We start from the raw sequence: 24324 nt of genomic DNA, 5'->3' as shown, positions 1-24324 counted from the left end.
CATCGCGCGATCATTTGAGGAATCAGGAGTTGAACGATAATGGCTAAACAAGCACACATTACGCTTTCGAACGGCGCTGTCGTTAAGATTGATCTGTTCGAGAAAGATGCACCGAATACGGTAGCGAACTTCGAGAAGCTGGCTAACGAAGGCTTCTACAACGGCCTTGTATTCCACCGCGTTATTCCAGGTTTCGTCGCGCAAGGCGGCTGCCCAAGCGGCACAGGCACTGGCGGCCCTGGCTACACGATCGACTGTGAAATCAACCCGAACAAACATGAGCGTGGTACGCTTGCAATGGCACATGCTGGCCGTAATACGGGCGGTAGCCAGTTCTACATCTGCTACAAGCCACAACCGCACCTCGATGGCGTTCACACTGTATTCGGCAAAGTTGCTGAAGGCATGGATCAAGTTGACGCTTTCAAAGGCCGCGACAAAATGGAAAAGGTTGAAATCGTCGAAGTATAATCGCGATTACACCCTTCCTCTAGAAGCCGCGGGGACACGACATTCGAATGTCGACGGTCCCGCGGCTTTTTGAAATCCAAGGCGGATATCGGGAACGAGGCTTGCCTAAGCACTGCAGCAGTCGTTTCACCTTGCAAAATGACAAACTGAATGGTATAGTTTACGAAACTATATCGTTGCCGCGCTAATGCGGCGAATATGTAATACAATAGGCGACTTTCCTTCGGGGTACGGTGAAATTCCGAACCGGCGGTGATCGCTGGAAGCTGTATATGCTACCATTCGTATGGTGCGAGCTTCCGGCGTCAGTCCGTGACCCGAAGTCTCGTAATTTCTTACGTGTCTTCATGTGGAAGAGGCTTCGGTGGACCTGGTGCAATTCCGGGACCGACAGTATAGTCTGGATGGGAGAAGGGAAGCATTCAACAAGTACGCCATTCGTACGGGTTTCTTTGCTATCCTTTTCACAAGGTTAGTATCGTGACCCTCGCTTGAAATATAAGACTTTTATAAGTTTTTTTCTTATACGTAAGCTTATATTTCTTCGGACTGAAACACACTGTGCCGTTTAAATTTCGGTGACAGTTGTTTCACCTTGCGTATGCGGCTTTTTGAATGTTTTTCACAACATGCATAACGCCAGCGCACAAGCGCATGCGTTACCCATCCCCCCGTCGGCAGTCTGCCGGTCGGGGGGTTTTTGTTAATGTCTGCAATCATGAATGACGAATTTTATATGAAACTTGCTCTGCAGATGGCAGAAAGCGCAAGCGGTCAGACGAGTATCAATCCCGTCGTTGGCTGTGTCATTGTGAAGGAAGGGCGTGTCGTTGGACTTGGCGCGCATCTGAAGCGGGGCGAAGGTCATGCCGAGGTGAATGCGCTCCGGATGGCCGGAGCGGAAGCAGAGGGTGCAACTGCTTATGTGACGCTCGAGCCATGCAGTCATTATCGGAAGATGACACCGCCTTGCTGCGATCGATTGATAGAAGCGAAGGTGGCACGCGTCATCATTGCAGCGTTAGACCCGAATCCGCAAGTGGCAGGCAGCGGCGTCACAAGGCTGCGGGAAGCGGGAATCGAAGTGTCGCATGGTCTGCTTGAGCATCAGTCTCTAGCGATGAATGAAGCGTACAATAAGTTCATTCTGACGCGATTGCCGTACGTTACACTCAAATCTGCCTCGACGTTGGATGGCAAGGTCGCTGCTCGTACAGGTGACAGCCGCTGGATCTCGGGTGCTGTGTCACGACAAGCTGTACATACAATGCGTCATCGCAATGCAGGCATTATGATTGGAATCGGCACGTTGCTGGCGGACGATCCGCAGCTAACGACGCGGCTTGAAGTGCCTGCGCTGCATCCGACGCGCATCATTGTCGATTCGAAGCTTCGGATTCCGCTGGATGCCCGAGTCGTAACCGATGGAGAAGCACCTACAATCGTGCTTACAACCGCTAGCGCTGATGCTGACAAACGCAACGTGCTGCAAGCGGCAGGCGTGGAAGTCATTGATTGCGGCGACGGGCCTGGGGTCGATCTTGCCGAAGCGATGCGGTCGCTCGGCGAGCGAGAGATTAGTTCGATTTTGTTGGAAGGCGGCGGTCGATTGAATGGTTCGATGCTGGAGGCGGGGCTTGTAGACAAGATTGCCTTGTTCATCGCACCGAAGTTGATCGGCGGCGGCGCAGCGGCGCCAGCGGCATTCGAGTTCAGCGGCTTCGACAAGATGGCGGACGCTATCACGCTGGAAGCCGTCACATATGAGCAGCATGGCGATGACATGGCAATCGTCGGTTATCCGTCCAATCGGCATAGGGCTGCAGAGAGGAGCTGATCGGCGTGTTCACAGGATTGATTGAGGAAGTAGGAAAGCTTCGCAGCGCATCTCGTTCTGGCGAAGCGATGGTGCTGACGATCGAAGCTTCTCATGTTCTTGAAGGAGTTGCGATTGGCGATAGCATCTCGGTTAATGGCGTTTGCCTGACGGTAACCTCGTATACACGCTCGACGTTCCAAGCAGATGTAATGCCGCAGACGTATCGTCATTCGAACTTGAAAGACTTGAAGCCTGGCTCGAAGGTTAACCTAGAGCGGGCGATGGCAGCGGGTGGACGCTTCGGCGGCCATATCGTACAGGGTCACATCGATGGCACAGGCGTAATCGTCTCGCGCACAGTTGATGCGAATGCGATCGTGTTCGCCATTCGTGCGGATGATAAAGAACCATTCGCTAAGTATGTGATTCCTAAAGGCTCGATTACGATCGATGGCATTTCGCTTACGGTTATTCGTGCAGAGGGAGGTTCGTTCGCCGTATCGGTCATCCCACATACGCTTGCTCAGACAGCGCTCTTTGATAAGCAGCCGGGCGATACGGTCAATCTCGAAGCGGATATTCTCGGCAAATATATTGATCATCTGCTTCATTACCGAGGAAGCGAAGGAAGTGCGCGTCCAACAGGACGCAGCGGTTTGACCGCCTCTTTCTTGGTGGATAATGGATTTATGTAAGGGAGGGATTGACCATGTCAGAGCATACACAAAGCGCCGAGCGGCTGCTGGGCGATACGTCTGCATATTTTGATTCGATCGAGGAAGCCATTGAGGATCTGAAACAGGGCAAGCCGATTATCGTCGTCGACGATGAGGATCGGGAGAACGAAGGCGACCTCATCGTGCTGACGGAGAAAGCAACGCCGGAAGCGATCAACTTCATGATTACTGAAGCGCGCGGTCTTGTCTGTGTACCGATTACAAGCGAGCGTGCAGAAGCGCTCAATCTGCCTCCGATGGTGAATCATAACACCGATTACCACGGAACGGCGTTTACGGTTTCTGTAGACCATGTATCCACTTCAACAGGCATATCTGCACATGAACGTTCGATGACGGTTATGGCGCTTATCGACGAAACGGCGAAGCCGGAGCATTTTCGCAGACCGGGCCACATCTTCCCGCTTATCGCGAAGGAAGGCGGCGTGCTTCGTCGCGCTGGCCATACGGAAGCAGCGATCGATCTTGCGAATATGTGCGGAGCGAAGCCATCCTCGGTCATTTGCGAAATTATTAAAGAAGACGGAACGATGGCGCGGCTGCCCGATCTGATTGAGTTTAAAGAGAAGCATGGCCTGAAGCTGATCTCGATTGAAGAGATGATTAAATATCGTAACGGGAAAGAACGGCTGGTGGAACGCGCAGTCGAGACACCGCTTGCGACCGAATATGGCGACTTTACGGTCATCGGATATTCGAATCAACTTGACGACAAAGTCCATCTGGCGTTCGTCAAAGGCGAGATCTCGCCGGATCGTCCGACGCTCGTTCGCGTTCACTCGGAATGCTTAACAGGCGATGTGTTCCATTCGAAGAAATGCAGCTGCGGCAAACATCTTGATGCGGCAATGCGTCAGATTAATGAAGCGGGCAATGGCATTCTGCTCTATATGCGGCAGGATACCAAAAGCGAAGGTCTGCTGAGCAAATTAAAATCTTATCAGCTTCAGGAGCAGGGATTCGACAAAGGCGAGGCGAATAAGAAAGTTGGATTTCATCCGGATTTGCGGGAATATGGCATCGGAGCTCAGATTTTGAAGGATCTTGGCGTAAGCAAAATGCGTCTGCTCACGAATAACCCGCGCAAGATTAAAGGACTGGAAGGCTATGGCCTGGAGGTCGTTGATCGGGTTACGTTGAACAAAATATATGACGATTACTGCATCTAATTTAATTTAATCGTATCTAATCGGAAGGAAGATGAACAATGAAACATTATGAAGGACATTTAATCTCGCAAGGCTTGAAATATGGTATCGTAGTTGGACGTTTCAATGAATTTATTACGACGAAGCTGCTGTCCGGTGCACTTGACGCGTTGAAGCGTCACGGCGCAGAAGATTCCGAGATCGAAATCGCTTGGGTGCCAGGCGCATTCGAAATTCCGTTCGCAGCGCAGAAAATGGCAGAGAGCGGCAAGTATGACGCTGTCATTACGCTTGGTGCGGTAATCCGCGGATCAACGCCACACTTCGATTTCGTATGCAACGAAGCGGCTAAAGGCGTTGCTGCTATCGCGCTGAAAACTGGCGTTCCTGCGATCTTCGGCGTATTGACGACGGACTCGATCGAGCAAGCGGTTGAACGCGCTGGTACGAAAGCGGGCAACAAAGGCTGGGAATCTGCAACGTCGGCAATCGAAATGGCGAACCTGACACGCCAGCTTCAAGGCTAATCGTCTGGCAGCAGCAGTGCTGCCAAAATGTCCGTAGGGGGATCTACTCTGCTGCGGATAACGATAGCCGATCATCACCCGGGAGGACGACGCCGTGACGGTGACGTATAAGCTGGAAACGTTCGAAGGACCGCTCGATCTGCTGCTTCACTTGATTGACAAAGCCGAGATCGACATCCACGAGGTATCCATCAGCGAGATTACCGATCAATATATGAGTTATTTGCAAGCTATGCAGGAGCTCGAACTCGAAGTAACGAGCGAGTTCCTTGTCATGGCTGCTACGCTGCTGTCAATCAAGAGCAAGCAGCTTCTGCCGAAGCCGCCTATCATCGAGCTCGATGAGTTCGAAGATTGGCAGGATGACGGGCCCGACCCGCAGGAAGAGCTGATTCAGCGCCTGCTGGAATACCGCAAGTACAAGCTCATTGCTGCCGAGCTCCGGGATAAGGAGTTTGAGCGCAGTCTTGTTTTTGCGAAGGAACCTGAAGATTTGACGCCGTTCATGCATGAGCTGCCGTCCAATCCGGTAGAAGGGCTGCACATCGATGATCTCGTGCGGGCATTCCAGAAGGCTCTGCGAAGAGCCGTTCGCCGTAATTTCGTCGCTACTGTCAAACGTGACGAAATTTCCGTGAAGGACCGTATTCGCGATATCGTAGAAGTGCTGAAGCAGTACGAGACTGTCCGATTCTCGAAGCTGATCAAGCAAAATATGGACCGTCACGAGATCGTTGTGACGTTTCTGGCGATATTGGAGCTGATGAAGATGAAGCATATTCGCTGTCATCAACATCAGTCGTTCGATGATATCGTCATTCATTGGAGAGGGGAAACGCCGGAGGATGGACTTTCAGAGCTACAAATCGATTATTGAAGGCTTGCTGTACATGGCAGGAGAGGACGGCCTCAATGCCAGGCAGGTTGCCGAGATTTTGCAGATCGATGTTCAGACGTCGGCGGAGCTTGTCTACGATTTGAAATGCGATTTGAAACGCGAAGGAAGAGGCGTGCAAATCACGGAGGTCGCAGGCGCCTATCGAATGACGACAAATCCGGAGCACGCCGTTTATTTCGAGCGTATGGCGTATTCGCCGGCTCGCGCGAGCCTTTCGCAGGCAGCACTTGAGACGTTGTCGATCGTGGCATACAGACAGCCGATTACGCGTGTCGACATTGAGGAAATTCGCGGCGTCAAGAGCGACCGCGCCATTCACTCGCTCGTCTCGAAGGACTTGATTGAAGAGGTCGGTCGTGCGGAAGCGATAGGCCGGCCCATTCTATACGGGACAACGAAGGCGTTCTTGGATTATTTCGGTCTCTCCGCGCTTAGCGCCCTGCCGGAACCTGCGAATGTAACGGTGGAAGATCTCGACGATGGTTCGAATATGTTATTCGAACGGTTCGACGGACGTCAGATGACATTCGATGAGCTGCCGCCGATTCCGCCTGCACCGCAGGAAATCGCAGCTGCGCAGGAAGACGAAGAAGATTAAGCACATGAGATCTGTCAGCAAGGCCATACTATAACCAACTGCTGCTTGTCATAGCGATAAGCGGAACACAAGCCAAATGCTTGGAGGATGGAGGAACCGCAAATGGCGGCTTTTTCACATGGTTGGATATGGTGGGCGGCTGCAGGTCTCTTTTTTTTGCTCGGATTGCTCATATGGTTCTCGCCGATTGTATTGACAACCCAAATGAAGAAGATCAACTTGGATGACGACTTGGAAGTGCACATTAAGGCGTTGTACGGTATCGTTCGTTTGAAGTGGCACATGCCTGTCTTAGAATGGACGAATCGCGGCATTAAGGTGCGTACCGAGAAGGACAACATGGAGGGCCACGGCGAACAGGAAGAGAAGATGGATGCAGCGCGCGTGCTGAGTATGACGAATCGGCTCAAAATGATCGTTGCGCAGGTTGAAGGCGCTGCAAGCCTCATTACGAAGGTACTGCAAAAGGTAAAGGTGGAGGAATGGCGGTGGATAACGGAGGTAGGGACCGGCGATGCCATGTGGACAGCCATGTGCACGGGCATGTTGTGGTCAGTCAAAACGACTGCAATAGGCGTTGCCTCACAGCTCGTGCAGCTAGTAGCATCGCCGGTTATTGATGTCCAGCCGGCATATAACCGCACATGTCTCGTATCCGAGTGGAAGTTAGCCGCACGGATGCGGCTTGGTCAGGCAGGTATTGCTGGAATTCGATTAATTAGCGGGATGCGTAAGTTGAAGGCAGGTACGGCTGGTCTGCAGCGTGTTTTGCCGAAGACCTAGGCCATGAAGCAGTAAAGTTAGAGGGAGGGCAGCAGCTGCTGCTCTTTTTTTTTGTTCCGTTAGAAGATATTGACATATTTAAACAATCGCTATAGAATTGATCATGTTCAATGGATATTGAATTGCATGGCTTATAGTTTTAATATTTATTAAACTCAGGGGTGATGGTATGAGCAGTATGGAGCATAAAACAGAATCAGAGCAAGATGATCGGCTTCGAGAACTCGTTACGATTACATATGCCGAGAATATGGAGCTCGTATATATGATGTACAAACTTGCAAATCTTCCGCGGCTTTGCGAGCTAGCGGAGCAGCTGTCGTTTGATATGAATACGAATGAAACTCATTTAATGGAACAAGCAAGCCAAGCGCTTACGCCGCATCAACGGCGAGAACTTGCATTTTTCTTTGAAGGTCCTGTCGTACATTCCGGAATGGAATACGGTTTTATTCACACGGTGTTACAAGATACAGAGCAGACGGATATTAACAGTTGGGTAAGCAGGATCGAAGCGGTACCGGGACAAGAGATCGTAGAACAGATGGTTTTTGGTGCTTGCAGTAATCAGTTAGAAGAATTATTTCAAGGTGATTCATGGTCGAATTTGTTTACAGACAAGGAGAAGCTTAGAAGTCGTTTGGAGTCGTTGAAATTCAGCGAAGAACAAGATCAGGTTCGCTGCTCCCTGTTGGAATGTATAGATAATCCTGAGGAAGCGAAGGAGCGATATCTCGCATTATTTCGCCAGTTTTATATGCGCGCTTTTCAACCTATTGAGCTGCTATTGAAGTCAATCGCCGATGCAGCTATTGAACGGTATGAAATAGCGTTTGAGGAGAATCCGTCAGCCTTTATTACGCAATGTCTCCGATTAGATCCGTCGTGCATCGATAAGCCAGTGAAGATCCATGTAAGCGTCAGTTCACAGGTAGGCAGTGCTTTCTACGCAGGGAGCATGCCGGAGGATTGGGCTGTTATCGGAATATATAATGATACTTATTTCGGCGCTGCTGCCGTTACGGAGAAACTTGAGAAGTTGTTCAAGGCGCTGAGCGATAAGAAAAGACTGGAATTCATGCTGCTTTTGAAGCAGCGGCAGCGGTTCGGTAAGGAGCTTGCAGAAGAACTCGGGATCACCCCTGGAGCAGTTACATATCATGCCGGTTTTCTGCTTGCAGCTAATTTGATTGAGATCTATAAGTCAGAGAATCGGCATTATTATCGTATTCATACCGATCAGGTCATTGCACAGTTGAATGAAGCGATTCGATTGCTTGCAGGAAGAAGCCGGGAGGGGCATTCGTATGACAAATAATCGCCTGCTCATTAGACGTTTAATCGGCTATACGAAGCGATATCGGCTGTTATACATTGGATTACTCTTCAGCATGCTGGTGGGAATTGGGCTTGAGCTAAGTGTTGCGCAATACTTAAACCGCATGACGAACGCGGCAGCGTCCGGCGATCAATCACACTGGGTAAATTTGATTATCACTGGCTTTACGATTTTGCTGCTAACCGTCCTATTTCAATATGGAGACGCATTCTTGAAGGGGGCAGTCTCCTCACGAATTCGCAGAGACCTTCGTAATGATACGATGGATGTTGTTCTTCGGCTCACGCAATCGGAATTCGATCGGTCTCATTCAGGGGAATTGACTGCTCGAATGACGAGTGATAACGGGGCTATTGGCGACTTATTCGGCAATACAATGCTGCAGCTCATTCGCAACCCGCTGCTTGCTCTCGCTGCGTTTGCTTTCTTGCTTAACATCTATTGGCCGCTGGCGCTTATTTGTTTCTTCATCGGACCGACGACGCTGCTGATCGGTGTTGTATTCGGCAAGCCAATTATGAGAAATGCAATTAAACAGCAGCAACGGCAGGAGAAGCAGCTGACCTTTCTGCAGGATGTGCTAAGCACAAGTCTCGTCTTCAAAACCTTCGGGCTGGAATCCCGGCTGTTGCGCAAATTTCGCAGCTTAAGCAGCCATGTGACCGAATCCGAGATGAAGGGAACGCATCTGCAAGCTTCTATCGCAGGGGCAGGCAGCGGAATCGGCTTATCTTCGTTCGTCATCGCATTCGTCTGCGGGGCTTATTTTGTAACGGAAGGAAAAATGGGGATTGGCGGTTTGATCGCATTCATCCAGCTGCTGAATCATTTGACTTGGCCATTCACGAATCTTGCAGGAACCTGGGGGGCTGCGCAGCAGTCGCTTGGCGCGGCTGCACGAATCTTTGAATTGATGGATCGCAATGTAGAGCACTCGACCATTGTTCATAAGGCAGCTGTTGAAGGCGCCTCGAGTAGTATGAAGTTTGAAATGCTGGAGCTCGAACATGTAACATTTGGGTATGCATCGGTGCTTGATAGTGGACTTAACGTATGGGATGATCCTGCAGTGAATGACCTCACACTTACGATAAGAAACGGTCAACGAATCGGGATTGTCGGACCGAGCGGATCAGGTAAGTCAAGCTTGTTTAAGCTGCTGCTTGGTTTGTACCGAATTCAGAGCGGATCGATAAGGCTGAATGGGATTAATCAAGAAGACATAGAACCATCGATTCTTCGTCATTATTACACTGTGGTGCCTCAGGAGACGAGACTATATACGGGAACGATTCGCGATAATCTGTTGTATGGCAACGCCGATGCAAGCGAAGCTGAATTGATTGACGCTCTTCGATCGGCAAACGCTTGTGACTTCGTCATGCAGCTCCCGCAGGGCTTGGATACGGAGTTAGGAGAGCATGGGGGCGGTTTGTCCGGTGGACAGCGGCAGCGGCTGGCAATTGCTAGGGCCATGCTTCGTCATGCGCCTATTCTTCTGATGGATGAAGCAACTTCGGCGCTCGACTCTGAATCGGAACGGGAAATCGTGCAAGCCGTTCGCCGATTATCGGAAGGGAAGACAACAATTACGATTGCGCATCGGCTGTATACCGTTCGTGATGCGGATGCGATTATCGTCATGAATCAAGGGCGAATCCAAGCAATTGGCAAACATGATGAGCTGCTTCAGCAATGCGAGTTGTACCGTCGCATGTATGAGGCACAATCGGGCGATGTCGAGATTCAAGTAGCCTAATTCATATCAGTTCTTCGATCGAGACGGGATTGCCTTGAAAATTTCTCATGCACATAATCTAAGGCCTGTACGTGCACAATACAGAAAGCGTACGGAAAGTCCTTATCCATATCGCACTGAGGAGGAGCAGCAATGTCCAATCATCCGATTGAAGGTCTCATGCAGACCGCGATGGAAAATATCAAGGAAATGGTCGACGTTAATACAATCGTCGGCGATCCGGTTCAAACGCCTGACGGCAGCGTCATTATGCCGATCTCGAAAGTCGGCTTCGGCTTCGTTGCCGGCGGCAGCGATATTCGAATGAGCCATTCAGGCGGTCAATCGTCCACCACTCCGCATGAAGGCCAGACTGCTAATGTGCAAGGTCCTTTCGGCGGCGGCAGCGGCGGCGGTGTATCGATTACGCCAATCGCCTTCCTCGTGGTTGGTACGCATGGCGTGAAGGTTGTTCCGCTTGACAATAACACGCATCTGATCGAACGCGTGATCGATTCCGCGCCGCATGTATTTGATCGCATTCAAGGCATGCTGAAGCAAAATGAGCACCACCATAACCACGACACCATGACGGAATCTCCGCTTCTTTAATGAAATCATGGAAGAGCCCGTATCGGCCATAGAAGCCGATACGGGCTTTTTCATGTTCCAGAGCTGACAGCATAGGTTGTACATATGACATTTGTCATACGAAACAGATGTTAAAATAATCTACCAGCTCTAAATCTGATCAGGTAAGATAAGGAAGTCAGATAACCGAACCGGATGAACGAACATTGAAGATAGGCAGGGGATGGTAACGATGAAGGAATGGGCAATTCAATTAAGCGGCGTTACAAAGGTGTACAAAGGGAAGAAAGCAGTCAACGACTTAACGTTAAGTGTAGAGAAGGGCACCGTTGTAGCGCTGCTTGGTCCGAATGGAGCGGGCAAGACGACAACGGTATCGATGATTCTTGGTCTGATTCAACCTACGAGCGGCAGCGTGAAGCTGCTTGGCGGAGACCCGAAGGATCGCAGCGTTCGCGATCGGATCGGCGCCATGCTGCAGGATGTCAGCGTCATCGACAATTTAACGGTAGCGGAGACGATCGATCTCTTCCGCCATTATTATAAGACGCCGCTCCCGCTCGAGCAGCTTCTTCAGATAAGTGGTCTTACGAACGAACGCGGCAAAATGGCTTCCGCGTTGTCCGGAGGGCAGCAGCGTCGATTAGGCTTCGCTATGGCCGCTGCCGGCGATCCTGAGGTGCTCTTCCTCGATGAGCCGACCGTTGGGATGGATGTGACAAGCCGTCAATTGTTCTGGGACACGGTCAAAGTGATGGCAGGACGAGGACGCACGATTGTGCTTACGACGCACTACCTAGAGGAAGCTGACCAGGTAGCGGATCGAATCGTCGTCATTAACGACGGGAAGCTGGTGGCGGACGGTACGCCAAGCCAGATTAAAGCGACGACGATCGGCCGTACGATCACCTTCACGGCGGGGTCTTCCGTAACCAATGATCGTTTATATGCGATTCCTGGCGTAACGGATGCAGAGTGGAACGGACGGCGGGTCCGATTATATAGCAGCGACACCGACAGGCTCATCGTCGAACTGATTAACAGCGGCGTGGAGATGAAGGATATCGAGATCCAAAGCGGCGGCTTAGAGGAAGCGTTCCGATCGCTTGTAAGCAGCGCCAAAGAAGAATAATTAATGTGGACGAAAAGGGAGTTGGATTGAGCATGGATACAAGTATAAGAAGAGCGGCGCTCGCGCAGTTGAAGTCTGAGCTGCTTCGCACGATGCGTAACAAACGGTTTGTTTTCTTCACGATTATTATGCCGATTGCATTTTACTTTATTTTCACAAGCTCCATGGATGGTAACCTTACGGTAGACGGAATTGACTGGGCGGCTTACTATTTGATGTCGATGTCGGCTTACGGGGTTGTTGGCTCAGGGATTACAACGCTCAGCCAGAAGTTTTCCAGAGAACGGTCGCAGGGCTGGTCTAGACTTCTTCGCATAACGCCTCTTCCTTCTTGGGCTTTCGTCCTTTCGAAAGTCATCGCGCAAGGGTTAATCAATCTGTGTATGATCATCATTTTGTTCATTATTGCTTCTGTCGTTAAAGGTGTCGAGCTGTCGGCGGCACAGTGGATCGAAAGCGGTCTATGGATCTGGTTTGGCAGCTTCTCCTTCATGGCGCTTGGCACATTGGTAGGGACGATTCGGAACTCCGACGTCGTGCAGGTGGTTGGTATGATCGTTTATCTGGGCATGTCGATGTTGGGCGGTCTCTGGTTCCCCGTGGAAACGATGTCGGATACAATGCGTGCAATCGCACATGCGATGCCAACGTACTGGCTGGGCCATGGCGCTTGGAATTTGATCGGCGGCGGATCGTTTGACTGGAACGGCGTGCTCGTTCTTGGTGCATATGTAGTCGGTTTCGTGGTACTATCATCCTATATTATGAGAAAACAGGAAGCGGTCTAATTGTTCAAATCATTGCTGCACACACTGTTCGGCGAGCGGTCTCCTTCGAGGCCGCCTTTGTTCATTTCGTTTATTTGGCTGGTTTATCTTGCATTTCCGCTGCATGCCGTTTTCATGCTTCCATTAGTCGAGATGGTAGTTGGCCTCCTGGTTATCGCATTATTTGCTGTCATGTATATCTACAGCATTCTGCATGAGCGGGGCAGGTTTGTCCTGCTTTACGTCCAGATGGCTATCATTGTTGTATTTACGCTGAAGGTCGATCCCGGATTTATGTTCATGGGCTTTTATTTAACTCCGCTCACCGGCATTATGCCGACAAGGCGCAAGTTTATCATCACCTGGCTATCTTTGTTTGTATTCGTGTTATCTGTGCTTGTCGTGTACCGTAACGAGCTTACTAGCGATGACTTGATCAGCGTTATTCCCGCTATGCTCATTATGCTGGTAATGCCGATGGCGATTCGATTCGGACGCCGTTCCAAAGAATTAAGAGAGAAACTCGACCTTGCGAACGAGCAAATCGCGATTCTGTCAGCCAACGAGGAGCGTGCGCGTATCTCGCGAGACTTGCACGATACGCTCGGTCACTCCTTGTCGCTCATTACGCTCAAGAGCGAGCTGACGGAGCGGCTGATCCTCAAGAATTCAGAGCGTGCCATTCAGGAGGTCAGAGACATACAGGCTACTTCGCGTGCTGCACTTCAGCAAGTGAGGGAGCTGGTGTCGGGACTCAATACTGCAACAGTGGAGACGGAAATCCATAATGCACTGCAGCTTCTTGCAGCAGCCAATATAGAGTCTCGCCTGGAAGGGGAATATCGGGAAGGCTCGGTCACGCCGCTAATTAACAATATATTAGGCATGTGCTTACGCGAGACGGTGACGAATGTCGTTCGCCATAGCGGTGCCTCATGCTGCACGATCGAGAGGATCAGCATGCATGACAGTATGCTGCTTCTTGTTACTGATAATGGGCGAGGAATAGATGATCATTCGACCGATAAGGACAGACGCGAAGGCAATGGGCTCAAAGGGATCCGTGAGCGGTTGAAGCTGGTGGAAGGCAAGATGACAATAGAGAAGCATGGCTCTAAGGGTACGCGGGTGACGATTACGGTTCCTTATGTAAATCGTTCTTCAATGGGCAGATAGGAGAATAGGGCAATGAGGGTCATTATCGCAGAAGATCAAGGGATGTTGAGAGGGGCGCTCAGCGCGCTGCTGGATATGGAGGACGACATCGACGTAGTCGGACAGGCCGAGAACGGCGAGAAAGCACTGGAGCTTATTGAAAATCTGCAGCCGGATATTTGTCTCCTGGATATCGAGATGCCGATCTTAACGGGTCTGGATGTAGCAGAACAGCTGGCTGCGGGGCACCACTCATGTAAGGTCGTCATATTGACGACGTTCTCGCGATCGGGTTATTTCCAACGAGCGATGCGCGCTGGCGTTCACGGCTTCCTGCTCAAGGATGCCCCGATCGACGAATTAAGCGCAGCGCTGAGGCTCGTTAATCAAGGCGGGCGTGCGGTGAGTCCAGAGCTTGCGATCTCGCTGTGGGAAGCAGGGAATCCGCTCAGCGATCGGGAACGCGAGGTTCTGAAGCTGGCAGGCGAGGGATTGTCCGCCCAAGAAATATCCCGCACGCTGCACTTGACTGCAGGGACGGTTCGCAATTATTTGTCCGAAGCTATACGCAAGCTTGATGCGAAGAATAGAATTGAAGCGATCGCGATCGCGAACAAAAAAGGGTGGCTCGATTAGTCGACCGCACAAGAGTTTGAAGAAGACAACGGCACACCCGATACGGTGATGCCGTTGTTGTCATTAACGGCAGGTAGGAGCATAAAGAAGGCGGCTTGGACATATGCTGTACAAGCAGGCACTTTTTGCGCGGCTAATTTGCCATACCAATTGTGCCTAAGGTTGTTGACAGGAGGTTTCAATCGCATGTCCATGAAGTTGCTGCACCGTCATCAGTCGATTAGGCGGCTGCGGTATGCTGCCTTGGCGTTCGCGCTGCTGACTGCTGCGCTCGGGTTCGGATCTGCTGCTCCCGCTGATGCGGCTGCGAGCATTCCGCCGCTCGGAACGCATGCGAAGGCAGCAACGCTGATCGACGTAGAGTCAGGCCGGATTTTGTACAATAAGAATGGAGAGCAGCGTCTCCGAATCGCCAGTTTGACCAAAATCATGACGGCCATCGTCGCGATCGAGAATGCCGATCTATCCGATAAAGTGAAAGTCAGCGTCCGCGCTGCAGGCAAGGAAGGGTCCTCCATCTATTTGCGTGCGGGGGAAGAGATGAAGCTGGAGGACATGCTGTACGGTCTCATGCTTCGCTCAGGCAATGACGCCGCAACGGCAATTGCTGAACATGCCGGCGGGTCTGTCGAAGGTTTTGTCCGCATGATGAACGACAAGGCGGAATGGATAGGACTTGATAACACCCATTTCATGAACCCGTCCGGGCTTGATGAAGAAGGCCACTATTCCTCAGCGAACGATCTCGCGAAGCTGACGGCATATGCGCTTCATAATCCTACTTTCGCCGCAATCGTCAAGACGCGGATGAAGAAAGCGCCGAATCCGAATGAATCATGGGATTATCAATGGTCGAACAAGAACAAGATGCTGGGCATGTACGAAGGGGCGGATGGTGTCAAAACCGGTTATACGAAGCTGGCGCTGCGCTGCCTCGTAAGCTCTGCAACTCGCAATGGACAGCAGTTAGCCGCAGTGACAATCAACGATGGCGACGATTGGGCAGATCATCGCAATATGCTCGATTGGGGTTTTAACCACTACAAGCTTACGGTCGTAGCGAAGCAAGGACAGCCGATCAGCGGATATCCGCTTGCGGCAGGACGTACATTCCGTTACCCGCTCGCAAACGGGGAGTCCGAGCAGCTGCATTCGAAGCTCTCCCTTATTAGTACGACTAGCACGCCATATGCGCTTGGCGAGCGCGGCGTACTCGAATGGGAGCTTGGAGGCAGGACGATTGGCGCCGTTCCGGTCTATGATACAGCCAGCAGTCGATTGCAGTGGAAAGAGAAAAGGCCGCTTCCAGCTTTGGATCATGCAGCAAGTACAGGAGCAGCCGGCAGCTACTCGTTCTCAGATACTTTGCATGCCGTAGTACGAGCATTATTTGGGGGAGGAGCGTGAGCGGCCGATGGTCAACTGGATCTGGTTGTTCATGATTGTCGTCAGCGTAGTCTCCGCTGCGGTGACGGGTAAACTCGAGGCGGTTACAGAAGCGGCTTTCGATGGAGCGAAGACGGGGGTTACGGTCAGTTTCGGACTGATCAGCATTCTCGTCTTCTGGCTCGGCTTAATGCGAATTGGGGAGGATGCAGGTCTGCTGCGTGTGCTGTCAAGAATGCTCGGACCTGCTGTCCGCTTCTTATTCCCCGATGTTCCGCGCAATCACCCTGCTCTCGGGTACATTATGAGTAATATGGCGGCTAACCTGCTTGGTCTAGGGAACGCGGCAACTCCAATGGGCATCAAAGCGATGCAGGAGCTGCAGAAGCTGAATCCGGATCAAGAAACGGCTACTCCCGCGATGTGTACGCTGCTTGCGCTTAATACGTCGAGCATTACCCTTGTACCCACCACATTGATTGCAATTCGGCTTCAATATGAATCCGCGAATGCCGCAGAGATTGTAGGCTCTACGATTGCGGCGACAGCTGTCGCTACAGCAGCTGCCATACTGGCGGATCGCTGGTATCGCAGCCGCGCATCACGTTCGAAGCGTCCGCCGATAACGCCGACCTATACAGCACCGCCTTCGCAATCGGGAAAGGGTGGTGAAGCCGTTGGTTGAATGGCTGTCCACACTGTCTGTTTGGATGATCCCCGCACTTATCGTTTTCATTCCTTTATATGCTGCTTTTAAGAAAGTTCCGGTCTATGAGACGTTTGTCGAAGGAGCCAAAGACGGGTTCGGCACCGCTATCAGCATTATTCCGCATATCGTCGGCATGATGGTGGCGATCAGCATGTTTCGTGCATCGGGCGCGATGGATTTGCTGTTATCGGCATTCAAGCCGCTCCTCGCTCCGCTTGGGGTTCCTGCTGAGGTGCTGCCGCTCGGATTGCTTCGTCCGCTGACAGGAGCAGGGTCGCTTGCTTATACAACGGACCTAATCAAGTCGTTTGGACCTGACTCCATGATCGGTCGAATCGCTTCAACCATACAGGGCAGCACGGACACAACGCTGTACGTTATAACGGTGTATTTCGGAGCAGTAGGCATTCGTAAATCAAGGTATGCGCTTAAGGTCGGATTGTTCTCCGACCTGGTTGGATTCGCTGCTTCTATCGCAGTTTGCCTGCTTTTGTTCAGCTAAATGGCCATTCCAAGGCCGCGTCAACAAATTGTCAAATTTGAAAGTTCCTCTAACAGCAAGGCGGAAGCACAAGTCCGGGCGAGATGGCGTAATGGCCGTCGGTACCGACCTTGTGCTTTTTCGTGCTAAAAGTTAATATGGAGGGTGAGGTGAAAAAGTTGGAACGTTTACAGAAAATATTGGCGCAAGCAGGCATTGCCTCTCGGCGCAAATGCGAAGAGCTTATCTTGACTGGACAGGTGGAAGTGAACGGGGTCCAAGTTACGACGCTCGGCGCTAAGGCCGATCCGAATGAAGATGTCATTACCGTAAACGGGAAGCCGATTGAAACGGAAGCGAAGCTGTATATTATGCTGAACAAGCCGAAGGGCGTTATTACGAGCGCATCGGATCCGCAAGGCCGCAAGGTCGTGTCGGATTTTTTGTCAGGCATTAAACAGCGTGTCTACCCGATCGGACGTCTCGATTATGATACCGAAGGTTTGCTGCTTCTGACGAATGATGGCGAATTCGCCAACTTGCTGACGCATCCGAAGCACCATGTGCCGAAGACGTACTTGGCGTCGGTGGATGGCGTTCCGCATGGCGAGAAGCTGGATCAGCTTCGTAAGGGCGTTGAGCTTGAGGATGGAATGACGGCTCCCGCCGAGGTTGAATACCAGGACATTCATCCTGAAAACAAGGAATCTACGATCCGTATTACGATCTACGAAGGCCGTAATCGCCAGGTTCGCCGGATGTTCGATGCAGTAGGTCACCCCGTTACTCGTCTGAAGCGGGTCAAATTCGGAGAGCTCGGTTTGCAGAATTTGAAGCGCGGCGGCTGGCGTCCGCTCACGCCGAAGGAAGTAGCAGAGCTCCGTGCGGAGGCTGCGAAGGCAGAAGGCAAAGAGAATCCAATTGCTTCGAATCGTAACGGTAAGAAGCCAGAATGGAAACCGAAGCCGAAGCCGAAAGGTCTGAAGGAGGCTTCTGTATCAGAGGCGGCAGAAGGCCGCAAGCCTGAACGGGCGAAGGCAAGCTCGCGTCCGGCGAACGGACGCTCCCGCAAATCTTATGCTGAAGCTGTCATCGAGAAGGTTATCGGCAGCTACGAGAAGAATGCAGGCGGTGCAGGCAGCCGTAAACAAGGCGCTCAACAGCAGCAATCGGGCGGTCAAGCTAGACCGGCACGTGGACGTACGGCTGCTGCCGGCGCTTCGCGCGATGCTGCAAGAAGCCCGCAAATTTCCGATGGCGGCGGCCGTAGATCGCAGCGGTCCGAAGCTGGCCGGAGCGGCGGACGACCGCAAGATAGCCGGGGACAAGCACCACGTCCAAGCAATCGTCCTGGTTCGAAGGGTGGACCAAGACCGCCGCGCACGCGCAAAGGGTAGTAAGCGTGCTTTAGGGTGATTGAAGATTGTTTGTTACCATGACGGCATTGTCGCGAATGCCGTCGATTTTTGTTCGAATCTGAAGGTTGAATGAATAAGGTTGTTGCAATCTACTAGAGGTGATAAGGCTTGGGCAAAAATCGGAAGCCGATTCAGATCGTCATCTTGCTCGGCGTCTTGCTGCTCGGCGGATATGCGATCGGCAAGACGCTGTTTGCATCTGACGATGGCCGACCGGCAGTCGGTGAGGCAGCGCCGAATTTTACGCTGCTTGATCTGAACGGTCAGTCGCATCAATTGGAGGATTACAAGGGGAAGGCAGTCGTCGTCAATTTCTGGGGAACGTTCTGTCCGCCTTGCGTCAAGGAGATGCCGGAGTTTCAGCGTATGTATGACAAGTATAAGGACAAGTCGTTTGATGTGTTGGCAATCAATTTAAGCGAGGATGATCTAACGGTCAGCAACTTCGTCGGACAGCTTGGGCTTAATTACCCGATTCTAAGGGATGCCAATCGCGTAATTGAGCGCAAGTATGGATTATCGCAGTATCCGACCACGTTCTTCGTCAAGCCGGACGGCACGATAATGGATATATTCGTCGGCGGAATGAGTGAACAAGACATCGATTCGCGGGTCGAACAGCTGCTGCAGTCTTAAGTTTCAGCCGCCCCGCGATATGAGTGAAGTTCAGAAGGAGGCTTTACGTTTTGTTTCAGAATACGAAGTGCGAATGCGGTCACCAGAATCCGCCGGACACGCTGCTCTGCGAGTCATGCGGCAAGCCGCTCGTGGAATCAGATGAGCCGCTAGAGATGCGGTATGACGGCGTAGCCAGACGGTCGCAGAAGCGTAATCCGAACCCGCTCGATCGGGTATGGAACTTTTTCTCATCGGTTCGCATCGCCGTTATTATTATCATCATTACGCTGGTCGGCGCATCGCTCGGTACGATTTATCCGCAAGGTAATGATGCGCAATATTATAAGGAAGCATACGGCTGGAGCGGTAAACTTTATCATTCGCTCGGACTTTCCTCCATGTACGATTCCTGGTGGTTCGTCGGGCTGCTTGTTATGATCGGCACTTCGCTGGTCATTTGCAGTTTGGACCGGGTGCTGCCGCTCTATCGTGCATTGAAGAAGCAGCAGATTCGCAAACATCTGCAGTTCATTACACGTCAGAAGACATCCTATGTCGGTCCGATCGAAGGGGATGCGGAGCAATGGGTGCAGACGCTCGGCAGCCACCTGAAGCGCCGGCGGTATAAAGTACATATTGATGGTACAGCCTTGCTCGCGGAGAAAAATCGGTTTAGCCGCTGGGGTCCTTACATTAACCATATCGGTCTCATCATTCTTCTGCTCGCGCTGCTGGCTCGTACGATCCCGCATTGGACAGAAGAGAACACAATTGCTGTACGCGATGGAGAGACGGTTCAAGTTGCAGGTACCGACTACTATGTGAAGAACGAGAAATTCATTGTCGAGTACTACAAGGAAAGCGAACTGCCGGACAAGCTGAAGCAGCAGCAGCGACCGAAGCTGTATGAGACGCACGCTGTTCTGTACGAATGCGTGAAGTCGTGTGAAGAACCAGGCGTTGAGCCGGAGCTTAAGGAAGTGAAGCAGCACGACATCACGGTCAACCATCCGATGAACTATAAAGGCGTGAAGCTCTATCAAATCGGTTACGATGACGAGCCGCTGCTTCAGTCCGTCAGCCCGGTTATCGAAGATGTGAAGACTGGAAAAGTATACGGGCCATTCGAACTGCCGATGAAGAATCCGAAGACAAGCTTCGAGGTTGGTCCATATACACTTGATTTGAAGGCTAATTACATGGAATTTGCCTTGAATGAGGAAGGAAGCCCCATTACGAAATCACGGGATCCGAAGGCGCCTGCTTTCATCTTTATTGTGAAAGGTCCCGGACTTGACGAGAATGGCGAGCCGTACATGTATTTCCCGCTGGAGAAAGATAAAGAACGTTTCAGTCAGGATCAGATTAACCAAGCAATCGCATCTAAGGTTCAAATCAGAGTCGACGGTATGGAGAACGTCAAATTTAGCTCTTACACGAGCTACTTGCTAATCCGAGTCGATCGTGCGCTGCCTTACGTATGGGTTGGTCTTGGCATTTGTATGCTCGGTTTGCTCATGGGCGCTTACTGGCATCACCGCCGGATTTGGCTGCGGATTGATGACGGTACGCTGTCGCTTGGCGCGCATACGAACAAAAACCATTTTGGCATGCGTTCGGAGACGGCATGGGCGCTTGAGCAAATGGGCATTACGGTCGAGAGAGATAAGCTCGATAACGGGGGTTATAATTCGTGAGTTGGGTTGATTTTAGCGGAGATGCGTATCTAGTAGCATTCGCCTTATACTGTTTCGCGTTTATGTTCTATGTCATTGCTATTGCAGGTCAACGTTGGAGCAATCGAGATTCCAAGCGTCACACAGAGCGTTGGGGCCGCATTGCATTCATCACTTCTTCAGTGGGCCTTCTGGGTCACTTGACCTTCTTCTTCACCCGCTGGTATGGCAGTGGTCAGATTCCGACGAGTAATATGTACGAATTCATGTCGTTCCTCGCGATGGCGATTATGATTGCGTTCACGATCATTTACTTGATTTATCGCAAGCCGATTCTCGGGATGTTCGCGACTCCGCTTGCTGTCATCATCGTTGCCTATGCATCTGTATTCCCGAAGGATGTGCAGCCGCTCATTCCGTCGCTGAACTCGTATTGGCTGAAAATCCACGTGACGACAGCAGCGCTGGGCGAGGCATTCTTCGCAGTTGGTTTTGCAGCTGGACTTATGTATTTGCTTCGTGTGGTCGATTATACTCGTAAGGACGCTGCGGCTCGCAAGGAGCAGCGTTGGGTAGAATTCACGCTGTATGTTATCGTGGTCGTTATCGGCTTCATCAGCATCGTCTTCGCATTCCGCGGCGCGGGTTACGAAGCGCATTTCACGCAAGAGAATGTGACCGTTGATGAACAAGGGCAGACCTTAACGACGGTGGAGCAGGTTCAGTACGATCTGCCGCCAATCTTCAAGCCTTACAACAGCCAAGTCGTATCGGTTGATTCGTTCCTTGGCATGAACAAGCCTTGGTTCGAGACACCGTCTTGGATGAATGGCATTAATGCCGGCCGCAAGTTGAATACGGTGATCTGGTCGATCATTGCGGGTTCGCTGCTGTATGGCCTGCTTCGACTTTTGTTCCGCAAGCCGCTCGGCGCCGTTATTCATCCACTCATGGATGGCGTTAAGCCTAGCGACCTGGATGAGATCAGCTACCGCGCAATCGCCATCGGCTTCCCGGTGTTCACGCTTGGCGCGCTCATCTTCGCGATGATCTGGGCGAACGAAGCATGGGGCCGCTTCTGGGGATGGGATCCGAAGGAAGTATGGGCGCTTATTACGTGGCTGTTCTACAGCGTATACTTGCATTTCCGCTTATCGCGCGGCTGGCAAGGACTTCGTTCCGCATGGCTGGCCGTTATCGGCTTCGTCATCGTCTGGTTCACGCTTATTGGCGTTAACCTCATTATTGCAGGCTTGCACTCGTATGCCGGTGTATAAACCACTTAATAAACGATAAAGGGGCCGTGTCTTCATGACCGATTTCGCGCATCGCATATTAGTTGTAGACGACGAAGAGCGCATTCGCCGCTTGCTCAAAATGTACTTGGAGAAGGAAGGCTACGAAATCGAAGAAGCAGAGGACGGAGAAACTGCGCTTCGAATGGCGGCGGGCAAGGACTACGATCTGATCATGCTCGATGTCATGCTTCCAGGTATTGATGGCGTTGAAGTATGCTCCAGACTTCGCCAGGTGAAAGCTACGCCGGTCATTATGCTGACGGCTAAAGGAGAAGAGATGAACCGCGTGCAAGGTTTCGAAGCAGGCGCTGACGATTATGTCGTGAAGCCGTTCAGCCCGCGCGAAGTGATTTATCGTGTGAAAGCGATTTTGCGCCGCTCTTCGGCTACAGCCTTCTTGACGAAGGAATCGAACTCCAGCAACAATATCGTGCTTCCTCATCTCATTATCGAGCATGATGCACACCGCGTCATGGCAGGCGGGCAAGAGGTCAGCCTGACGCCGAAGGAATACGAGCTTCTTCACTATTTGGCCGTATCGCCGGACAAAGTGTTCTCCCGTGAAGAATTGCTGAAGGATGTATGGAACTATGAATTCTTCGGCGACCTGCGAACGGTTGATACGCATGTGAAGCGTCTGCGCGAGAAGCTGAACAAAGTGTCCGTTGAAGCCGCTTCGATGATTACAACAGTATGGGGCGTCGGCTACAAGCTCGAGGTATCGAAGTAATTGATGAAGCTCGGATGGCTGTGGCGTAGCGTAGTCGGCAAGCTGTGGATGACGATTATCGTGCTTGTGGCAGTCGTACTGCTCATTCTGGGTATGTTCCTGCTTCAATATATCGATATCAACTTTCAAAATTCACATCAGGTTAAAGTGTTGTTCATTGTAACCGGGATTATCGGGTTTCTGTTATCTACGTTTTTCGCTTTCTTCCTATCGTCCAAAATTACGCAGCCGCTCATCGAGATGAAGAAAGCGGCTGCGTCGATTTCCGGGGGCGATTATGAGACGCGCGTTCCGATTCGTTCGACGGACGAGATTGGTGATCTCGCGCATGCGTTCAACCGCATGGCGCATGACCTCGATTCGCTCATTAAGGATTTGAGCCTCGAGAAGAACCATCTCGCCAGCATCCTTCGCAGCATGTCGGATGCAGTTATCACGTTCGATGCAGAAGGTAACGTAACAATGTCAAACCCGCCGGGCGATAAGCTGATGGCGCATTGGAATTCGCTCGATTGGGTCGAGGATGAGGACAACAATTCATGTCCAGGCGTACCGAAGCCGCTACTCGACCTGTTCGGTCATGTAATCGCGGAAGGCGTGGACAGCAGCGACAAGATTCATTTTCTTAATGGCGTATGGTCGGTTGTAATGGCGCCGTTGAAATCAAATGATTCGGTTCGCGGAGCTGTTGCGGTCGTGCGGGATGTTACCGAGGAATTTAAGCTGGAGAAGCTGCGCAGAGATTTCGTTGCGAACGTATCGCATGAAATTCGAACGCCGCTATCGATGATGCAAGGTTACAGCGAGGCATTGCTGGACGGCTTCGCGGATTCGCCAGAAGAGCGAGATGAGCTCGTTCAAGTGATTCACGACGAATCCGTTCGGATGGGCCGACTTGTGAAAGATTTGCTTGATCTAGCAAGGATGGAGGCAGGGCATACGGAGCTTAAGCTTATGCCTTGCAACATCGATGCGCTTGCAAGGCGTGTACATCGCAAGTTTACGGCGTATGCGAAGGAACGGGATATTCGACTTTCGTGCGAGCTTTCGGAGTCGCCTCCGCTGCATGTACAAGCTGCAGACGAAGATCGTCTGGAGCAAGTGCTGACGAATTTGTTGGACAATGCTCTAAGACATACGCCTAGCGGCGCGACCATAACCTTGTCAGGCGAATGGGGACAACCGGAGCCAGGGCAGACGGAACCTGCCTACGTGGTGCTCCGAATCGCCGATGAAGGCGAGGGCATCCCTTCCGATGACCTGCCGTATATCTTCGAACGTTTCTATAAGGCAGATAAGTCTCGCAAACGCGGTTCATCCGGCGGTACAGGACTTGGTCTTGCCATCGTGAAGAACATCATAGACGGCCATCATGGCCGCATACAAGTCGATAGTACAATCGGTAAAGGTACGACATTTACAATACTTTTACCTGTCGATTTAAATCATCAGTTGTCAAAGCGCTCATCATAATGAGCGCTTTTTTGTTGGATTAAGGAGGTTAATCTTGTTCAACGTGAAACATTTTAGGGGCAAGCCCCTAAATACCCCATTGTTTTTAAAATAAAAAAACAAAATTACTTTTATAATAACTTTTAAACCGATATTTCTACCCACCCAAACCCTCCCTGCAAGGGAGGGCCCCAAAGGTCGTGTGACCTCTGGACTC

Annotated in this window: 23 protein-coding genes, 1 pseudogene and 1 riboswitch; all 24 genes and pseudogenes read left to right on the top strand. The window is 51.4% G+C overall.

Annotated features, from left to right (window positions below; all coding sequences use genetic code 11):
• Positions 1 to 39: 39 nt before the first annotated feature.
• The 24 genes and pseudogenes from SBI19_RS04785 to SBI19_RS04670 all read left to right on the top strand — a co-directional run bounded on the left by SBI19_RS04785 (position 40) and on the right by SBI19_RS04670 (position 24128).
• Positions 40 to 471 carry a peptidylprolyl isomerase gene (locus SBI19_RS04785; protein ID WP_317965488.1) on the top strand — a complete coding sequence of 144 codons (432 nt, stop codon included), beginning with the start codon at positions 40 to 42 and terminating at the stop codon, positions 469 to 471.
• Positions 472 to 686: 215 nt separating this feature from the next.
• Positions 687 to 891: riboswitch (FMN riboswitch) on the top strand.
• A 286-nt stretch (positions 892 to 1177) separates the two neighbouring features.
• Complete coding sequence (gene ribD, locus SBI19_RS04780; protein WP_317965486.1) at positions 1178 to 2308, top strand: bifunctional diaminohydroxyphosphoribosylaminopyrimidine deaminase/5-amino-6-(5-phosphoribosylamino)uracil reductase RibD; 1131 nt, start codon at positions 1178 to 1180, stop codon at positions 2306 to 2308.
• A 5-nt stretch (positions 2309 to 2313) separates the two neighbouring features.
• Positions 2314 to 2985 carry a riboflavin synthase gene (gene ribE, locus SBI19_RS04775; RefSeq protein WP_317965484.1) on the top strand — a complete coding sequence of 224 codons (672 nt, stop codon included), beginning with the start codon at positions 2314 to 2316 and terminating at the stop codon, positions 2983 to 2985.
• A gap of 14 nt (positions 2986 to 2999) precedes the next feature.
• The gene (locus SBI19_RS04770; RefSeq protein WP_317965482.1) at positions 3000 to 4196 is read left to right on the top strand and encodes a bifunctional 3,4-dihydroxy-2-butanone-4-phosphate synthase/GTP cyclohydrolase II; all 1197 of its coding nucleotides are present in this window, start codon (positions 3000 to 3002) and stop codon (positions 4194 to 4196) included.
• A 38-nt stretch (positions 4197 to 4234) separates the two neighbouring features.
• Positions 4235 to 4702: a 6,7-dimethyl-8-ribityllumazine synthase gene (gene ribH / locus SBI19_RS04765; RefSeq protein ID WP_317965480.1), complete on the top strand. Its 468-nt coding sequence runs from the start codon at positions 4235 to 4237 to the stop codon at positions 4700 to 4702.
• A gap of 94 nt (positions 4703 to 4796) precedes the next feature.
• Positions 4797 to 5579: a segregation and condensation protein A gene (locus tag SBI19_RS04760; protein ID WP_317965478.1), complete on the top strand. Its 783-nt coding sequence runs from the start codon at positions 4797 to 4799 to the stop codon at positions 5577 to 5579.
• Entirely contained in the window at positions 5548 to 6198 is a 651-nt protein-coding gene (gene scpB, locus SBI19_RS04755; RefSeq protein ID WP_317965476.1) for an SMC-Scp complex subunit ScpB, read from the top strand. The genes SBI19_RS04760 and scpB overlap by 32 nt, the downstream gene beginning before the upstream one ends.
• 102 nt (positions 6199 to 6300) lie before the next feature.
• The gene (locus SBI19_RS04750) at positions 6301 to 6981 is read left to right on the top strand and encodes a DUF2953 domain-containing protein (protein ID WP_317965474.1); all 681 of its coding nucleotides are present in this window, start codon (positions 6301 to 6303) and stop codon (positions 6979 to 6981) included.
• 169 nt (positions 6982 to 7150) lie between these two features.
• Positions 7151 to 8299, top strand: a complete 1149-nt coding sequence (locus tag SBI19_RS04745; protein ID WP_317965472.1) for a winged helix-turn-helix domain-containing protein — start codon at positions 7151 to 7153, stop codon at positions 8297 to 8299.
• Complete coding sequence (locus tag SBI19_RS04740) at positions 8289 to 10079, top strand: ABC transporter ATP-binding protein (protein WP_317965470.1); 1791 nt, start codon at positions 8289 to 8291, stop codon at positions 10077 to 10079. The genes SBI19_RS04745 and SBI19_RS04740 overlap by 11 nt, the downstream gene beginning before the upstream one ends.
• Positions 10080 to 10211: 132 nt before the next feature.
• Entirely contained in the window at positions 10212 to 10670 is a 459-nt protein-coding gene (ytfJ, locus tag SBI19_RS04735; RefSeq protein ID WP_317965468.1) for a GerW family sporulation protein, read from the top strand.
• Between the two features lie 211 nt (positions 10671 to 10881).
• Positions 10882 to 11781, top strand: a complete 900-nt coding sequence (locus SBI19_RS04730) for an ABC transporter ATP-binding protein (RefSeq protein WP_317965466.1) — start codon at positions 10882 to 10884, stop codon at positions 11779 to 11781.
• A 32-nt stretch (positions 11782 to 11813) separates the two neighbouring features.
• A complete protein-coding gene (locus SBI19_RS04725; protein ID WP_317965464.1) occupies positions 11814 to 12569 on the top strand; it encodes an ABC transporter permease in 756 nt (251 codons plus the stop codon).
• Positions 12570 to 13724, top strand: a complete 1155-nt coding sequence (locus SBI19_RS04720) for a sensor histidine kinase (protein ID WP_317965462.1) — start codon at positions 12570 to 12572, stop codon at positions 13722 to 13724.
• Positions 13725 to 13736: 12 nt separating this feature from the next.
• Positions 13737 to 14339, top strand: a complete 603-nt coding sequence (locus tag SBI19_RS04715) for a response regulator transcription factor (protein ID WP_317965460.1) — start codon at positions 13737 to 13739, stop codon at positions 14337 to 14339.
• Between the two features lie 186 nt (positions 14340 to 14525).
• Positions 14526 to 15746, top strand: a complete 1221-nt coding sequence (locus SBI19_RS04710; RefSeq protein ID WP_317965458.1) for a D-alanyl-D-alanine carboxypeptidase family protein — start codon at positions 14526 to 14528, stop codon at positions 15744 to 15746.
• A 7-nt stretch (positions 15747 to 15753) separates the two neighbouring features.
• A complete protein-coding gene (locus tag SBI19_RS04705; RefSeq protein WP_317965456.1) occupies positions 15754 to 16410 on the top strand; it encodes a nucleoside recognition domain-containing protein in 657 nt (218 codons plus the stop codon).
• A gap of 25 nt (positions 16411 to 16435) precedes the next feature.
• Complete coding sequence (locus SBI19_RS04700) at positions 16436 to 16936, top strand: spore maturation protein (RefSeq protein WP_483312247.1); 501 nt, start codon at positions 16436 to 16438, stop codon at positions 16934 to 16936.
• A gap of 158 nt (positions 16937 to 17094) precedes the next feature.
• A pseudogene (locus tag SBI19_RS04695) lies at positions 17095 to 17796 on the top strand (pseudouridine synthase); the annotation flags it as partial.
• Between the two features lie 645 nt (positions 17797 to 18441).
• Positions 18442 to 18969: a redoxin family protein gene (locus SBI19_RS04690; RefSeq protein WP_317965452.1), complete on the top strand. Its 528-nt coding sequence runs from the start codon at positions 18442 to 18444 to the stop codon at positions 18967 to 18969.
• A gap of 50 nt (positions 18970 to 19019) precedes the next feature.
• Positions 19020 to 20648 (top strand): cytochrome c biogenesis protein ResB, encoded by a 1629-nt coding sequence (resB, locus tag SBI19_RS04685; protein WP_317965450.1) that lies wholly within the window; start codon positions 19020 to 19022, stop codon positions 20646 to 20648.
• Complete coding sequence (gene ccsA / locus SBI19_RS04680) at positions 20645 to 21904, top strand: cytochrome c biogenesis protein CcsA (protein WP_317965448.1); 1260 nt, start codon at positions 20645 to 20647, stop codon at positions 21902 to 21904. Before resB ends, ccsA begins: the two co-directional genes overlap by 4 nt.
• 34 nt (positions 21905 to 21938) lie before the next feature.
• Positions 21939 to 22655: a response regulator transcription factor gene (locus tag SBI19_RS04675; protein ID WP_191203060.1), complete on the top strand. Its 717-nt coding sequence runs from the start codon at positions 21939 to 21941 to the stop codon at positions 22653 to 22655.
• Between the two features lie 3 nt (positions 22656 to 22658).
• A complete protein-coding gene (locus SBI19_RS04670) occupies positions 22659 to 24128 on the top strand; it encodes an ATP-binding protein (protein ID WP_317965852.1) in 1470 nt (489 codons plus the stop codon).
• Positions 24129 to 24324: the final 196 nt, after the last annotated feature.

The organism is Paenibacillus sp. CCS19 (assembly GCF_033239625.1).
Taxonomy (GTDB): domain Bacteria; phylum Bacillota; class Bacilli; order Paenibacillales; family Paenibacillaceae; genus Paenibacillus_T.
The sequence above is the reverse complement of the archived record's forward strand: the minus strand, read 5'-3'. Positions and strand labels throughout refer to the sequence as shown.